This window comes from Sebaldella sp. S0638 (genome assembly GCF_024158605.1).
GTDB lineage: Bacteria > Fusobacteriota > Fusobacteriia > Fusobacteriales > Leptotrichiaceae > Sebaldella.
Genome location: NZ_JAMZGM010000072.1, coordinates 1 through 18,231, shown reverse-complemented (window position 1 = coordinate 18,231; position 18,231 = coordinate 1). Strand labels below are relative to the sequence as shown.

Annotated in this window: 6 protein-coding genes; all 6 read left to right on the top strand. The window is 35.9% G+C overall.

The features are described from left to right. Positions 1 to 70: 70 nt before the first annotated feature. The 6 genes from NK213_RS15760 to NK213_RS15735 all read left to right on the top strand — a co-directional run bounded on the left by NK213_RS15760 (position 71) and on the right by NK213_RS15735 (position 17,608). Complete coding sequence (locus tag NK213_RS15760; protein ID WP_253350775.1) at positions 71 to 349, top strand: hypothetical protein; 279 nt, start codon at positions 71 to 73, stop codon at positions 347 to 349. 17 nt (positions 350 to 366) lie between these two features. Next, positions 367 to 633 (top strand): hypothetical protein, encoded by a 267-nt coding sequence (locus NK213_RS15755; protein WP_253350773.1) that lies wholly within the window; start codon positions 367 to 369, stop codon positions 631 to 633. Positions 634 to 649: 16 nt separating this feature from the next. Next, the gene (locus tag NK213_RS15750) at positions 650 to 8,905 is read left to right on the top strand and encodes an autotransporter domain-containing protein (protein WP_253350771.1); all 8,256 of its coding nucleotides are present in this window, start codon (positions 650 to 652) and stop codon (positions 8,903 to 8,905) included. Positions 8,906 to 9,239: 334 nt separating this feature from the next. After that, positions 9,240 to 9,668, top strand: coding sequence for a MarR family winged helix-turn-helix transcriptional regulator (locus tag NK213_RS15745; RefSeq protein ID WP_253350769.1), 429 nt, complete (start codon positions 9,240 to 9,242; stop codon positions 9,666 to 9,668). A gap of 94 nt (positions 9,669 to 9,762) precedes the next feature. Continuing rightward, on the top strand, positions 9,763 to 10,740 hold the full coding sequence (locus NK213_RS15740) for an aldo/keto reductase (protein ID WP_253350767.1): 978 nt from the start codon (positions 9,763 to 9,765) through the stop codon (positions 10,738 to 10,740). A 439-nt stretch (positions 10,741 to 11,179) separates the two neighbouring features. Beyond that, positions 11,180 to 17,608 (top strand): autotransporter domain-containing protein, encoded by a 6,429-nt coding sequence (locus NK213_RS15735; RefSeq protein ID WP_253350765.1) that lies wholly within the window; start codon positions 11,180 to 11,182, stop codon positions 17,606 to 17,608. Positions 17,609 to 18,231: the final 623 nt, after the last annotated feature.

Sequence of the window (18,231 nt, the reverse complement as noted above, 5' to 3'; positions counted from 1 at the left end):
TAAAGTAACAAAGATTTTAAGTAGTTAATTTAGCTTTTTTAACTACAAACATATTATACAAGGAGGTAGAATGAGAAGAATAATTTTGATTTTTTCACTGTTTGTATTATCACTTGCAGCTTACAGCAATGATGTAAAAGTGGAGAAGTCTGTAGAAAACAGTATAACAAAGGATTATGATCAGGACGGAGTTTATTCATCATATGAAAAAGCCTTGAGAAGAGGGCAGGAATCTGTATATGTGAAACTTCCCGAAAAAAGAGGTTACTGGTATACAATGCTTGACAGGATAAAAGCTGAGGAAGAAGAACTGATGCCTGATGAAACAGCCAGAATGAGAAAAAAGTAGCACTTAAGGAGGAAAAAATGAAAAAAACAGCAGGACTATTATTTTTGACAATATTTTGCACAATGCTGTATTCAGCACCTACTTATGAATACAGAAGAGAACTGCGAGAAGGGGCAAGAGGAAAATGGACTAATCTGAGACAGCATTTGAACAGCGGTCAGAGATTAGAGAAAGAACTTTTGAAAGTGGATAAGCAGATAGATAAAAAAGTAAATGAAATTCAGGAAATAGAAGATTTATTATTCAGAATAGAGCAGTATAAAGCAGCAAACAATATAAGATAAAAAGCAGGGAGGAATAATGAAAAGAAATAAAAAATTATTAGTATCATTTCTAGCGTTAAATGCAATACTAATATCTCATGCAAATGCAGAGACAGTACAATCAACAAAGTATGAAAGAATGTATAACAGTATAGTAAAAAATATCGAAAAAGGCAATTCAAGTGAAAAAACTTACCAAACATTAGAAAAAATACTTAACCAAAAAAATAAAGAATTAAAAGACCTCTATTTACAGGGGGACTACATTGTAAAACCTGAATATCTGGAATGGCAGGTGTTTTTTACAGGATTTTATGATGAATATAACGAGGGAGTGGACAATTCAGGAGAGAATGCGAAATATCATTCGAAAGTAACAGGATATTATGATTCAAACGGTAATTATATAGTCACTAGCGGAAGTATAAACGGACTTGCGGGAAAACCATATCTGTCATTACAGCAGCCAAAAGAAATTGATCTGGGGATAGCTATACAGGTCAGAGAGCCGAACCGACAGCCGATATCACTGGGAGTGACAAAACCTTCCATGCCATTAGTAACACCTGTAACACCGGGAAGTCCCACAGTAGGAACAATTACACCAACATTGCCGCCGCTGACATCATTTTCAGTGCCGACAATAACAGCACCTACAGCACCGGGAGTAGTGACTGTATCAGTACCTACAATTCCTCCAGTTGTTGTAAGCAGTTTTGATCCAATTACTCCCAATATTACAACGCCTTCGACTTTTACTCCGGTAACTCTGACATTCACACCTACAGGTTTTGGGCAGGGGTATACGCCAGCATGGACATTAGGCAGTACAACTATGATAAATAACTATGATGACGTAACGGCAACAACACCTGTTGTGGTAACTACAGGATCGTCAAGTTCTGTAACAGGAAATATTTCTTATAGAACTGGGGCAACTACAGCAACATTTACAGGGCCGCAGACCGGGACAAATGCCTCGCCCAATGCTATAATAAATGTGGCAGGAGACATAAATGTGGCAATAAACGGGACATGGACAGTTAATAACAATTCGCCTGCCGGTTCAGTGAGATTCATAAGTTATAACCCTTATGAAGTTGCTACTTCAACAGCGACAGACAGAACTTTTGAATTCAAAGGAATATTGAATTTGAATAATGTCGGAAACCGTGAATTAACCGGTGTAGAACACCAATTGCTGGCAGGACACGGTGCAGGATCAGGGACAGTTCTAGCTGGTGCGACATCTATATTCAAAAATTCCGGAACGATTAATCTGGCAAGCGGTGATTACATAGTTGGTATTAACGTTGATTCAGAAGGAACACAATTTATAAAGCGGGCTCAAACTATAAATTCAGGACATATAATAATAAACAGTACACAAAGTATAGGAATTGATTTCGGGCAATATTCAAGTCCTTTAAATGTTGCTGTTCAAACAGGACATATTGAAGTAAATTCCTCAAATAATTACGGATTAAGGGTAGCAAATGTATTTCCGGCAAATGCGGCTTATTACAGTAATACAACTATAGATGGTTCAAATTTAGGAAATGGCGGAATTGTGGTAAAGGGATCGAATAATGTAGGGGTTTCTCTGTCAAAACAAATTGGAAGTAATCTAATAGGAAATATTTCAAATTTAAATGTTACGGTAAACGGTACAGAAAATATAGGGATATTGAGAAGAAGTGATTACGCACAAACCGGAAATATGATTTTTACAGGAACTCATATTCAGACTTTGGACTTTGATTCAAATGCTTCAAAAAGTGTACTTTTAAGATCAGACAACGGAAATATTACATTAGACAGAAACATAACAATAAATAAAGGAATAGGGAACAATGTTGTTTTACAGGCAAATGGTGCAGGAACATCAGTAATAAATAATACCGGAAGAATAATTACATTGGATACCGGGGCAAAAACGTCAATAGGAATACTATCTTCACTAGGAGGAGATTTAGACAATAAAGGGACAGTAACAGTAAATGAAGAAAAATCACAAGGGATCGCAGTGCTTTCAGGTTCTACAGGCAAGAACAGCGGGACAATAACGTTGAATGGCAAAGAATCGTTAGGAGTATATAACTCAGGAACATATACAATGTCCAGCGGATCAATAATATCAGGTGCCGAAAATTCAATAGGGGTATATGCTGATAATGTGAATACAACAACAATAAGCGGTGGAAATATCACTGCGCAAAACGGAGGAATTGCCTTATATTCAGGGAATAATTCTACGATAAACCTTTCAGGTTCAAGTATACTTACAGCTAATCAGGGTGGTCTGCTTTTTTATAATCATGTTAACAGCGGAGTAGTAACAGGGAAATATAATATAACAGCTCCGGCATCAGCAAATGTAAATGCAGGAGGTATGCTTCTTTATGCTAAGGTTACCGGTTTAGGAGATATTCCTACAATAGCAGCAGCTATAAAAGGAGCATTTACAAATCCAGGAAATTTAACTGTTAATATGGCAGCAGGAGCAAATGTCATGTATATTGATTCACCCGGAGGAACTGCAAGTATAAACAGTTTTGCCGGATTGCCGAGTCTGACTACAGGTTTCTTTAGTTTTACCGGAACAGGATACCGTGACTATGTTATGAATGGTTTTGATTTAACTCTGGATAACTCAGGACACTCACATTTAGATACTGGAGCATATGGTAAAATTCAGTTTATAAATACAAATGTAACAGTCGCTTCCGGAACAACAGTGGCAGGAACACAAGCTGACCAGGTTGCCATAGCTCAGAAAAACAATACATCAGGAACACTGGCAGGACGATATATAATAAATAACGGAACTATTTCATTATCAGGAAATAAATCTGTGGGAATGGCCGGAGATTATATAACAATGACAAATACAGCAACAGGTCAGATCAGTATAGGAACAAATTCAGTGGGAATAAACACTGCTAATGGTTCAAAAGCATTAAACGAAGGCTTGATAGAACTGAACGCCGGATCAGTGGGAATGTACGGAAGAAACTATTTTGACGGAATAACAGGTTCTGCAACTTTAGGATATGGAAATGACAAAATAGACATTACAAATGAAAAGGATATAACAACAGTAAGCGGAGGAGTAACAGGAAATGTAACAGGTATTTATACAAATAATATATTAAACTTAGCTGATTCGACAATTAATCTTACGGCGACATCAAACATTGATTTGAAAGGGACAGGAGATGTAGTAGGTGTTTTTGCAGGAAAGACCAGTTTAACTAATGCAGGAACAATAACAGTAGAGTCAACAACAGGAGGAAAATCCGTAGGAATATACGGCGATGAAAGTACATCTTCGTCAATAACAGGAAATATAAATGTATCAGGCGGTGCAGGTACAGGAATATATCTGAAAAATTCGACAATGAGTAATGGTGCGATAATAAAAATAGATAATGTAACTTCGGGAATAGGTATGTATGTGGAAGCAACAGCAGGAAACACATCTTCCGGGACAAACACAAATACAATATTACTTGGTGATAATGTAACAGGAATGTATGGAATAGGAGTATCGGCACTAAATTCAGGAACAATAACAAATACAGGAACAATACAGTCATCTTCAGTTTCGGCAAATAAAGTAATAGGTATGTACGTAGGAAGTAATGGAATAGGAAATAATTCGGGTAATATCTATTTGACGGCTGTGGGATCAAATGAAGATCAGGTAGGAATATATAATTCGGGAACATTTAGTATGACAGGTGGGAATGTGGAAGTATTCTCTAAAAACGGAGCTGCTCTATATGCAACAGGGCCAGCAAGCTTATCCGGAGGAACAATAAAAACAGGAGATGGAGCTATAGGTCTTTATGCTGACGGAACGACAATAAACTTATCGGGGACTTACAAATCAATAGTAGAAAATGGCGGGATATTTGCATTAAATAATGGTGTATCAGGAAATGTCAACATAGCTTCAGGAAATATAGTAGTAGATGTAGAAGCAGGAGGAATGGCTTTTTCTTCCACAGGTGCTTTAAATACATATTTAACAACACTTGTAACAGGTGGAGGAACGCTTGAAATAAACCTTAAAGATCCTACATCTAAACTGGCGATACTGGATAGTCCGGGAACAATATTGTTAAGTTCTATAGGAACAGCGTATGCACCGGGAGCTTCAATAACACCGCAGGTAAAAATCTCATCGTCAAGTAATCCTAATTACACACCTTTTTCTATAACAAAAGGGACTTTAATAGTGGATCAGGCAGTAAATCTGAATAGTACAACGGATTCATACAATAAATCAGACTTTATAAACTCAAGCGTAGATGTAAATTCAGCAATAACAGGAACAAATTCAGGACAACTTGCTGTGGGACAGGTAAATTACGGTACTGGTTCATTAACGACAGACAGAGCAAGAATAACATTAAATAATAATAATATAATAGATTTATCAGGAAATAATTCAACGGGAATATTAGCTGACTTTGGAAATGTGACAAATACATCAGGAAGTCTTATAAAAATGAACGGGGAAGAATCAGTGGGGATATACGCTGCAAACGGAACTGCAGCAGTAAACGCCGGAACGATAAATATGGGTAATAAAAGTGTAGGTATATATGGTGTAAATCAGCTGCCGGGGACTCCGGGATACGGAGATAAATCAATAAATATAAATAACAGCGGAAATATCGTGTCAACAGGAACAACACATGGCGGATACGGAATATATGCCAATAACACAGCAGTACCAGTTGCCAATTCTGTAATAAACTTAACTTCATCTTCAAATATAGATGTATCAGGCAGTGAGGCAGGAATAGGAATATATGCAGTAAATTCAACATTGAACATAGACGGAAATATAACTGTGGGAAAAGACGGAGTAGGAGTTTATGTTAATGGAAGTACAGGTGCAATAAACGGCGGAACAGTGGCATTAAACGGAGATAATGCAATAGGATATTATCTTACAAACGGAAGCAGCCTGACTAATCTTGGAGGAAGTATATCTGTAAACGGACAGAATATAACATTGATGATAACAGATGCAGGTTCGAGCATAAATCTGTCTACACCGTTCACAGTAACTTCAACACCAGGTTCTACATATGTAGTAGGTAATATGATAGGAGGAGATTTCTATAATAATACAACTGGAACACTGGGGTCGAACGGATCGCTGATAAATGGTATAGGAACAGCAGCTTTATTTGGAACAGGGTCGAATATTAATTCCACAGGTACAAATGTATCGGGAATGGTGCTGAGCGGTCAGCATGCAGCAGTTCCGGGACATACAGTATCAGGTTCCGGAGGACAGATAGTAAATGAAGAAGGAACAAATCGCGGAATAATAACGCTTGGAGACTCATCAGCAGGAATGTATCTTACAGGAGGAGCAAGAGGAAGAAATGAAGGTACAATAACAATAAATAATAATTCAGTAGGTATATATGCCGAGAGTTCAGCAAGCCTGTTATCACATATAGTTAATAATAACGGGATAATAACAATAGGACAGGAATCAACAGGTTTATTCCTGAAAGACGGATCAAGTGTATCAAATATAGGAACAGCAGAAATCAACAGTGCAAGCCAAAAGGCTGTGGGAATATACTCGGAAAATTCGTCATTAACAGCAACTGTTGTGACAAATGCTAATAAAATAGATTTGAGCGGTGATCAGTCAATAGGAATATATACAGCAGGAGCAAATAATATTACAAACAGCGGAACAATACTAATAGGTAATTCTGTAAGTGCTGTTCAGCCGGGAGTGGGAATATATGCAGATAATGCGGGAAGCAGCATTCTGAACTCAACAGGAAGCTCTGTAAATGTAGGAGATAATTCAATAGGAATATATAATCTGAATGGAAATATAACAAATGACGGAGCGATAGCAGCAGGAAACGGCGGAACAGGAATATATTCCGAGGGCGGAACAATTACTTTGAATACCGGTTCATCAATAACAGTAGGGCAGAATGATGCAGTAGGTGTATATGCGGTAAATCAGGCAGGAACAGTAATAAATAATTCCTTGTTATCTGTAGGGGACGGATCGTACGGATTTGTATTCACAGGAAGTACAGCACCGTCATTTACAAATAACCAATCAGCAGTAATAGGTAATAACAGTATATTTGTGTTTGCTGATTCTGTACTTGCGGCAGATAACAGCGGAACTTTGACGATGACAGGTTCTGACAATATAGGATATTATTTGAAAAACGGCGGATCATTTGTTAATAATGCAAATATAACTGGAAATACAGGGGTTTCAAATATAGGGGTATATGCTAAAGGAGCAAATATAGTAAATAATGCTGATATTGTTCTTGGAGATTCGAACCTTGTAGAGCATACAGATTCCAGCGGAAACAAATATAAAACTGGATATTCAGTGGGGATATACGGGGAGAAGTCAAATATAACAAATAATTCAGGAAAAACAATACAGGTAGGAAAAGAAGGAATCGGAATTTATGTAAAAGGAGCAGGTTACACAGCAGATAATTACGGAATAATAAATGGTGTCGGAGATGATGCAAAAGGTATATTTGCAGCAGATTATGCAACAGTAAATAATTACGGTACAATTAATATGACAGGTGATAATGTAATGGGAATAGCAGGTCAGAGCGGAGCTCAGATATATAACCATTCAGGATCGGTGATAAATGTAACGGGAAATGATGTAACAGGAATATATCTTGCAGGAGACGATACAAAACTTATAAACCACGGAATTATTAATATCACAGGAACAGGTCTGGGAATATCTTATACTCCTACAGTGGAATTAAGTAATATAACAGATACAACAGGGACAACACAGGGGTATACATCAAAGCAGTATAATCTGCCTGATATGCCGACATTGGTAAATTCAGGAGTAATAAATATAAATGTGGGCGGAAACTTTAATTATGACGGAATAAGAGTAATAGTAACAATAGATCCCGCTACGAATACACCGACAACAAACTCGTCAAGCCAAGTAGGATTCGGCGGCGTAATACCTGACAAATTGGAAGTAGCGCCTGATTTCGCAGTAGGAACAGCAGCAGACAGATATATATTTGAAAATATATTTAAAGGAGCAGCAGGAAAAGGGGAATATATATCACAATCATTAACATGGGATGCGACAGCTCAGGGAAGCAACCTTGTAATGACAAGAAAAGCATATATGGATTTCACGGATGGTCTGTGGTTTGAGGATTTTGGAAGAGAACTTAATGAGAAATATGCTGTTACAACAGGTGAAGGCAGAAAAATATATGATAAAATTAACTATATAACAAATGAAACTGACTTTAGACATGTAATGGCGAGTCTTGCAGGAAATGTGTATGCTAATATAAATCAGAGAGAATATGATATAGCAAAAGCATTTGAAGATTCACTGCATTTATTACAGGATTCATCAAATAACACAAAAGAAAATATAAAAATAAGCGTAATAGCAGGAAAAGGTAAGAACAAAGAGGAAACAGACGGAGTAACAGGTTATGATTACACAACAACAGGGGTGCTGGCTTTACGTGAGGTAGAAAGAACATACAGACACACATTCGGATATTCATTGGGGTATGTTCATACAGGATTTGAGTTTAAAGACGGAAATGAAAGCGAAGAATGGGTGGACACAATCCAGCTCGGGGTACATAATAAATATAAGGCAAACGGCTGGGAAGTAAGAAATGATCTGACAGGAAGAGCGAGTATTCATAATGTGGACAGAAACATAGACTGGCCGAGCCCGAACAACAGGTCAGAAATGGACGGAACATATGAAACATACAGTATAACAAGTGATAATATACTTGGTAAGAAATTTGAACTTGGGAAAAAAGCAAGTATAATGCCTTATGGAGCATTTAAGGCTATGTATGTGACAAGACCGTCATTTGAGGAAAAGGGACTTGAAGCTTTGGAAGTGGAAGGAAATGATGCATGGAGTGCAAAGCCGAGAGCAGGAGTAGAACTAAAAGGTGCTGTGCCGTTAGGAGTGAATACAGCATGGCAGTTGAAAGGGACGTTAGATCTTGCCTATGAATATGAGCTTGCAGATCTGAATGAAAGAGAGAAAGCAAGATTAATAGCCATAGAAGATGGTTACCATAAATTATCAAAGCCTGAAGATGAAAAAGGAACATTTAGAACAAAGGCAGCAATAGGGGTAGAAGTAGCAGACAGATACGGAATATTCCTTACAGGAGAATATTCTACAGGGAATGATAAAGAGGATGACTACAGGGCAGGAGTAACTTTAAAGGCAGTATTTTAAGTAATAAAATAAAGAAAGTAGAGTGTTTTCGGAATAGAAATTGGTATGTTCATTTCGGAAATGCTCTTTTTCTTTTGAAAAAATTAAATTAAGGACATTTAAAGAGTCGTCTAGAATAAATATTTTCAAAAATTTAAATATAGGATAATATAAAAAAAATTTATGTATTTTTATTAATCCATGTTTTATTGTGATTTTTCAATTAAAACTAAAAATTGATTTTAATGAAAAATAACCATAAGTAAAATTTTATTGACATTTTTAAAATAGTAAGTTATACTTATCATAAGTTGAACTTATTATTTTAAAAAATTGTGACAAAAGAGGTGAAAAAATGATTTCTTTTAAAGGGACATATAGATTTAAATTATCAAAAATACTGGCAGATATATCAGAAGTATTCACTGAGAAGTTAACAGAATACGGAATAACGCCAAAGCATTTCGGTGCTATGCTTGCAGTGAGGGAATATCCTTTAATTACCCAGAAAGAAATAGCAGGCCGTCTTAATATCGATCAGTCCACGATGGGACATATTATTGATCTTCTTGAAGAAAAAAAATATCTTGAAAGAAAGAGAAACATTTCCGACAGAAGAGCGTACAGCCTTATTTTAACAGAAAACGGAGAGAAAACAGTTTTAATATTATGGGAAACAATGAGATATGCAGAAGATACAGCAATGTCTAATTTAGATGAGGAAGAAAAGAAAAACTTTTCCCGTCTTGTGGATAAAATACTGGAAAAAGAGAGTAACGAATAAAAGGAAAATTTACAATTATTTACAATAATAATTAACAATGTAAAAGATTATACTATGAAAAAATAAATAATGAAAATATCAGGAGGCATTTGTAATGGGAAATCAAACAAACAGATTAGAATTACCAAGATTCGGGCTTGGGTGCGGAAGTATGACAAAGTATGAAAATAAATCGGAATATATTAATACGATACACACAGCTTTGGATTCCGGTGTGAATATGCTTAACACTGCAGATTTCTATGGTTCAGGAATGAGTGAAATGGTTATTGGCGAAGCATTAAGCGGGCGTAAACGGGAAGATGTCTTTGTTTCATTGAAATTCAGGGCATTAACTGCTCCAAGCGGTCAGATGTACGGGCTGGACGTGAAACCGTTTAATATAAAAAACTATCTGGCACATTCATTAAAACGGATGAATCTTGATTATGTAGATCTTTTTCAGCCTGCAAGAATTGATCTCGGGATTCCGGTGGAGGAAACTATCGGTGCAATTGCGGAATTGGTAAAAGAAGGCTATGTAAAACATATTGGTATGACACAGGTAGATGAGGAAACTTTGAGAAGAGCAGATGCAGTTCATCCGATCAGTTTATTTGAAGCAGAGTACTCTCTTTTTAACCGTGGAATGGAAACAGATATTCTGCCGGTTGCGAGAGAACTTGGAATACCTGTGGTAGGATTTGGTGCTTTAGCTCACGGGCTGCTCGGAGGGATATGGACGCAGGAACGTATTCAAAAGAGTACAGGTGGTTTTGTTCCTCTGTTTTTTAAAGAGAATATTGAAAAAAATGTTGCTTTAGTAAACAGACTGCAAAAAATTGCAGATGAAAAACAGATCACAGTGTCACAGCTTGCTTTTGCATGGATGCTGTCTAAGGGTGACGACATAATTCCGTTAATAGGTGCAAGCCGTACTGCTACATTTTTAGATTCATTAAAGTCTCTTGAGGTAAAACTCAGTGAGGAAGATGTTAGAAGAATAGAGAATGCCGTGCCGAAAAGTGAAATATCAGGAGGAAGCTTTCCTGTTATGAAATTTCGAAATGGTGAGGTTGTGAGAGAAAGATGATTTTCGGTGTCGTAGTCTGAGACTGGAATTATAAAAAAATATTTTGGAAAGATACTGAATTAAATATTCGGTATTTTTTATTATGTGATAATATTTATAAAAAATAATAAATTCTAAAAGACAATTGTTTAAATATGTGAAAAAAATATTTATCTATATAAAAATAATTAACCGTTTTTTCAATAATTAGAGATGGCGAAATGACTCTGAAATATATAATAATATTGACTTTGTTCAAGATATCTATTAAAATATAATAGTGAATTCTGTAACAAATATGAATCGAATTTTTAGAAAAAATTATATTAAAGGAAGGAGGAAAATATAAAAAATTATGAAAATTAAGAAGGTTTTATAGAATTCAAGAAACTGTTTATCTAAATAACTAACGCTATAACTACTTAGGATAAAACAGGTTAATATAAAATGGAGGAAAATAATGAAACAAAAGAAAAAATTATTAATATCGTTTATGGCATTAAATGCAGTATTAACGTCTGGTATAGAAGCTTCCGGCAATGCAGGAACAGGTAAATATGACAGAATGTACAATAATGCAGTAAAAAATCTGGAACAAAATAAATCAAATAATAAAAACTATCAGATAATTGAGCGTGTGCTTAAAGAAAAAAATAAAGAGCTGAAGGATTTGTATGTACAGAGTGATTACATAGTAAAGCCGGAATATCTTGAATGGCAGGTATTCTTTTCAGCTGGTTATGAAGAATATGGAAAAGGTGTGGACAATAGTTCAGATAATGCAAGATATAATTCAAAGGTATCAGGATATTATGATGCAGACGGGAATTATATGGTTACCAGCGGAAGTAAAGGCGGGATTTCCGGGAAGCCTTATCAGCCGTTACAGACACCTAAGGAAATAAATCTGGGAGTAAATATACCAATCAGCGGTATAAGCCGTGATCCTTTGGAACTGAATATAAATCCAAAAACTGTTAATGTAATGACTCCGAGTCAGAAAATTGTGGAAGCACCTAATCCAAATGTAGTTCTTCTTAATCTCAGCGGTATAGAAGTGCCGACTGCTCCGGTTCCCCCTACAGGACTTGGGAGTTCGGGAGTAATTTTAAATCCTAGTATAGTAACAATATCAAATCCATTATATACTTCTAATCCGGGGGTAATAAACTCTTTAAACCTTGACACAGATGGGACGAATGATGGATATTATGTATTTCAGGGATCAAATGAAAGTATTGAATTTACTGGGACAAATAATATAATCGGATCAAAAGGAGCATTGCTGAGTACAAATTCAGCGACGACATACACTAATTTATATGTGAAAAATAGCGGGATACTGAATGTAAGCGATTCTTCTATGGGAGATGCTCCAGTTGGTGTACAGCATGAAACTTTCAATACAGGAAATCTGATATTTGAAAATACAGGTAAAATTGATGTTCATTATGGAACTAATATGTCAACAGAGAGACTGTTTTTTGAGGGAAGTATAGAACTTCAGAATAAAAGCGGGGGAGAAATAATTTTCAAAAATGAAAATGGCAATAGCATGAAAGAATTATATGCAACAGCTAATGCATACGGAAGTGATCCAAATCCTATGAAAATCATCAATGATGGTGTAATTACAGTTGAGGGAGTAGGGAATATTCCTTATTCTAGAACGGTTATGGCTCATCATTTCGGGCATTTGACTTCTACTGCACTTGGACAGCACACTGTAATAAATAATGGAACAATAAATCTGACAAATGCTCTTGGATATCTTCAAGACTGGTCAACAGGTATTTATGATGCTTCGGGCGGAGGAATAATGAATGTAAGAGAAAATTCCGTGGGAATTGAACTTACATTATCTGGTCAGTCAGAAAGTATTTTTAATAAATCGGAACTAAAGGTAGGAACTATAAATGTCTATGGAGATACTAATACTGTTGGAAATTACAGTAAAGCGATAAATATGCTGTTAACTTCATTTCCTACAATGACTGTTGATATTTCTGACGGTGAAATAAATCTGGAATCCAATTCAATGGGAATTATAACTGATATTCCGGGAAGTCAGACGATAAATAATTCCGCTAAAATAAATATAACCGGAGAAAATTCTTACGGAATAATAACTTATGGTTCAGCAGGTACAGGAACTATAGAAAATACAGGAGACATAACACTCGATGTAAATAATTCCTCTAAATTAAGTGCAGGAATTTTTCATCAGATTTCTTCTTCATTTATAAATAAAGGAAATATATATGTAAAATCAACAGGAAGCAACGCTGAAGGAACTATAGGTATTTTATTATCTCAAGGAGCCAACTTTACCAATGACGGGGGAGGAACAAAAGTAATAAGTGCAGACGGTAAAAAAGCAACAGGAGTATTTGCAAACCAAAATACTACTAATACAATAAAAGATACAACAGTGAAAGCAACAAACAGCGGAATAGGTTTCTTCTCGTATAACGGTTCGGATATTAAGCTCGATAATATAACAGCAGAAGCATCTTCCGGGGGAATATTGTTTTATGCATCTTCAACACCGGCTAATTCTACGATAACATTTTTAAGTTCTTCAACAGCAAATGTAAAATCAGGAGGAACAGCCTTTTTTGTGGATGGACCTCTGTCAATGATTCCCACATCTTACGTGAACTTAAATAATCTTAATTTAAAAATGGAGGATGGTTCTACAGTATTCCTGCTAGACAGTCCGGGAACTTATTCTATAGGAGCCCTGCCTACAGCTTCCACAGCAGGCTTAAACATAGATCCTTCATCAGGAAATTATAAAGATGTAACGATCAATAGAGGAACGATTAATATTGATAATGTCGGCGGAAATCAGGTTTTTGATCTGGATAATGATAATGATGCCCTTAATAAAAACAGCTTTTATTCTTCAAATCTGAACCTGATATCAGGAAGTACAATAAAAGGTGACGGAAATAATAAACTTGCAATGGGGCAGACTTCGTATTCAGGTGCTGCAAGCAACACTCTGGTAACGTTGACTAATAACGGAACAATTGCACTTACGGGATCATCGTCAATGGGAATGTATGCAAATTACGGAACTCTTATTAATAACACAGCTATTAATGTTACTGGTACTGACAGTGTGGGTATGTATGGTGAAAATGGAACAGCAGTTACAAATACCGGAAGTATCTTATTGGGGAATAAAGGTATAGGAATATATGGTATTTCAAATCAGGATATTTTATCACCAACTTCATATGGTAATAAAACAGTAAATATAACAAGCAGCGGTTCGATAACTTCTAATGCGGGAACAGCAGGAGTAATAGGAATATACGCTAATGATAATGCAGGAACAGGTGCGAGCAGTCTTATACTAAGTACAGGATCAAATGTGAACCTTGGAGCCAGTGACAGTGCAATAGGCGTCTATGCGAATCAGATTGATAATGTCTCGGCTACAGGAACAATAACAGTAGGCAGCAACGGAATAGGAATGTATGCTAATAACAGTGACGTTACTTTGAGTAATCTTGTAATAAATTTAAACGGCGACAATTCTCTGGGATACTACATAGATGGAAATACTTCTTCTTTCGCAGGAACCGGAACCATTAATATAGATGGTCAGAATGTTACGTTATTTAACATAAACTCAAATAGTACAAGTATAGATTTCAGCGGTATAACAGTAGGGACAGTTACAGCTGGTTCTAATTATACACTGGGAAGTCTGGTAAACGGTAAGATGACTTACGGTTCATCTGCATTACTGGCTACAAACGGAACAATGTTAAACGGGAAATATACGAATATTTATCTGAACTCAAGCTCGGATATAACATCTGAAGCCGGAGCAACAGGAGTAGTAGCTGTGGCATTAGACGGGCAGTATACCGGGGGATCACCTATTACACCGGGAGTAGATGGAAAGAATGACGGATTAATTGTTTTAGGAGACAGTTCAGCAGGACTTTACGGGAAAAATGGTGCAAGATTTGAAAATACACATATAATAACAGTAGGAAATGACTCTACAGGAATTTATACCGAAGGTGCATCTTCAAGTATTATAAATACAGGTACAATAACAATTGGTAATAATTCTCAGGGGATGTACCTAAAAAATGGTGATACAATAAATAACGGCGGTTCAATAATCAGTTCAGGGATAAATAACGTAGGAATTTTTGCTGATAATGTATTAAATCCTGTGGTAAACAGCGGTTTGATAGATCTGTCAGGCGATAAGTCTGTTGGAATCTATAAAACAGGAGCTGTTAACTCTATTTCAAACAGCGGAACTGTAAAAATAGGTGCATCATCAGATTTAAATGATCCGGGTATAGGAATATACTCCAATACTGCCGGTGATACAATTACGAATACGGGAACTATAGAGACAGGAAAAAATTCAATAGGAATATACGCAGAAGGTGCAGCAGTAAATCAGAATAATATATTAAAAACAGGGGAATCAGGAACAGGAATATATACTAAAGGCGGTACGGTTACTCTGGGAACAGCGAGTTATACAGAGGTAGGGTCAAATGAATCAGTAGGTATCTACGGGACTAACGGGACACATATTACTAACAATAGTACAAATACCACTGTTATAGGTGCTGGAGCATATGGGTTTATACTGGAAACAGGATCTGTTCTGGACAATTACGGATTACTCTCATTAAACGGAAAAGGAACAGCTGTGTATTCAGCCGGAGCGAATACTGTAAATAACTATGCCGGAGCAGATATAAACATGTCCGGTGACAGTAATATAGGGATTTTCATGGTTTCCGGAGGAACTGCAAATAATGCTGCTGATATAAACGGTACTGCAGGAAAATCCAATATTGGAATATATAATAAAAATGGTACTATTACTAATACAGGAACTATAAGTGTAGGCGATTCTGTTCTGGCTTATAAATCTGACGGCTCTGTGGATTATGATAACAGCGGTTATGCAGTGGGAATATACGGAGACGGTTCTTATATAAATAATACCGGTGCAACAAATATAGGCGAGAACGGAATAGGATTGTATACAAGAAATAATCCGGTATCAGTAGTAAATCAAGGAAATATAACAGGAACAGGAAAAGGTGCAGTCGGGTTATTCGTAGATAACGGAACAGTGGAAAATGCTCTGGGGACTACAATAACAATGACGGGCGACGACTCAATAGGAATGGTGGCTAATAAAAACGGAACAATTATAAATAACGGAGACATAATAATGACAGGAAATAATGTTTCCGGAATGTTTGCCAACATAAATTCCCATGCAGTGAACAATGGATCAATAAATATGTCAGGAGCAACCGGTGATAAGAGTACAGCGTTTTTATTAGGAGCAGGTTCGACTTTTGAGAATAACGGAACATTGGTTCTGGGATCGAACGCAGTTATATCAGGTATGGCAGGAGAAACTTACAAAATACCGAGCATAATAAACGGAGGAATAATTCAGTCAGACGGAGCATTAGCAGCGGATGGTATATCACTGGCAATAAAAGTAAATCCTGAAAGTGTGGTTTACCAGTCAACAGTATCTTCAGGTTCACAGTTTGTGGCAAATGGAACTTCAATAATAGCTGATACACTGACTACTAATAAACCTATAGTAATACTTCCGGGATTTGCCGACGGCACAAATGCCAATGTATATAAAATAGAAAATGCAGTAGTGGCTTCAGGCGGAAATTATGAATTTGTAAGCGGTTCGTTATTATGGGAAGCAACTCCGGAAGCTACAGGAACAGGGGCAAATGTCTATATGGAAAGAAAAAGTTTCACCACTTATACTGACGGATTGTGGTTTGAAGACTTTGGAAATGCTCTTGAGGAAAAATTTCTTGGTTCTACAGGGGATGCAATGAAAATTTACAATAAAACAGGCTATATAGAAACAGAAGAAGAATTCAGACATATAATGGGAAGTCTCGCAGGAAATACATATGCAAATATGAACCAGAGAGAGAATGATATAGCCAGAACATTAGAAAATTCAATGCTTACTTTGCATGAATCACCTAATAATACAAAAGAGAATGTGAAAATTAGTGTTATAGGCGGAAAAGGTAAAAATAAAGAAGAGACAGACGGGGTTACTCCTTATGACTACACAACAGCGGGGGTTCTGGCTTTGAGAGAAGTAGAGAGAACTTACAGACATACATTTGGTTATTCACTGGGATACCTGCACACAGGCTTTGAATTCAAAGACGGAAATGACAGCGAAGAAAAAGCAGACACAATTCAGCTGGGAGTGCATAATAAATACAAAGCAAATGACTGGGTATTAAGAAACGATCTTACAGGAAGAGTGAGTTTTCATAATGTAGACAGAAATATAGACTGGGGATCATCACTTGGAAAATCTGAAATGAATGGAACATATGAAACATACAGTATAACAAGTGACAATATTCTGGGGAAAAACTTTGATTTAAGCAAGGGATTAAGCATAATGCCTTATGGAGCATTCAGGGCAATGTATGTAACAAGACCGACATTTAGTGAAAGCGGTTTGGAATCTCTTGAAATAGAAGGAAATGATGCATGGAGCGTAAAGCCGAGAGCAGGAGTGGAATTAACAGGTTCACTGCCGCTGGGAAGCAAGGCAGCATGGCAGTTAAAGGGAACTTTGGATTTTGCTTATGAATATGAACTTGCAGACTTAAATGAGAGAGAGAATGCAAGATTAACAGCAATAGAAGATAATTATCACAAGCTGGCAAAACCGCAGGATGAAAAAGGGACTTTCAGAACAAAAGGAATGTTGGGAATAGCTGCCGAAGACAGATATGGTTTATTTTTGACAGGTGAATATTCAACAGGAAATGATAAAGGGGATGACTACAGAACAGGAATAATGCTTAAAGCAGTGTTCTAAAGATATTATAACTAAATACAGTAAAATTTTTTCTATAAAGACCTCTGGATGATAAAAAGTCTGGGGGTTTTATTTTAGTAAGAAAAGTAAATTTAAAGTTGTTGATGTATTGGAATTAAATAAAATAAATGGAGCAATAAATTTTGATATATATGAGGTATGGATAAGCATCACAAAAGAACCTAATATAGTTAGATTAAAAAAAATGAAATATATATTCTGGTTGGTGGATATAAATAATGGTAAAATTCCCAAATTTTCATTTTAATATTATATTTAGGGCAAACAAAAGGATTGATACTGATAAATAGATCATAAAATAATTTGATCTATCACAATATAATGTTCCAATTAATTTAGCGGGTTTAATAATATTAATATTTTAAAGTACATTGAATAAAATGATGATTTATAAAATTAATTCAAAAATATATAGTGATTTTTTATTGGTTGGATATATAAATATTAATGTAATACTAGATTTATAATAAAAAAGTATTCTATTGATACTTTTAAATAAACGAAAAATAAATTGATAAAAAAAAGGTATTTTGATATAATGGTCATACAAATTATATGTAATAACATATATATTATCTGAATGAATTTGTATTGTAATTAAG

Bases quoted from the DNA above. Each gene is read 5' to 3' on its own strand.
- NK213_RS15740 (WP_253350767.1), top strand. From the start codon at position 9,763: ATGGGAAATCAAACAAACAGATTAGAATTACCAAGATTCGGGCTTGGG.
- NK213_RS15745 (WP_253350769.1), top strand. From the start codon at position 9,240: ATGATTTCTTTTAAAGGGACATATAGATTTAAATTATCAAAAATACTG.
- NK213_RS15755 (WP_253350773.1), top strand. From the start codon at position 367: ATGAAAAAAACAGCAGGACTATTATTTTTGACAATATTTTGCACAATG.
- NK213_RS15735 (WP_253350765.1), top strand. From the start codon at position 11,180: ATGAAACAAAAGAAAAAATTATTAATATCGTTTATGGCATTAAATGCA.
- NK213_RS15760 (WP_253350775.1), top strand. From the start codon at position 71: ATGAGAAGAATAATTTTGATTTTTTCACTGTTTGTATTATCACTTGCA.
- NK213_RS15750 (WP_253350771.1), top strand. From the start codon at position 650: ATGAAAAGAAATAAAAAATTATTAGTATCATTTCTAGCGTTAAATGCA.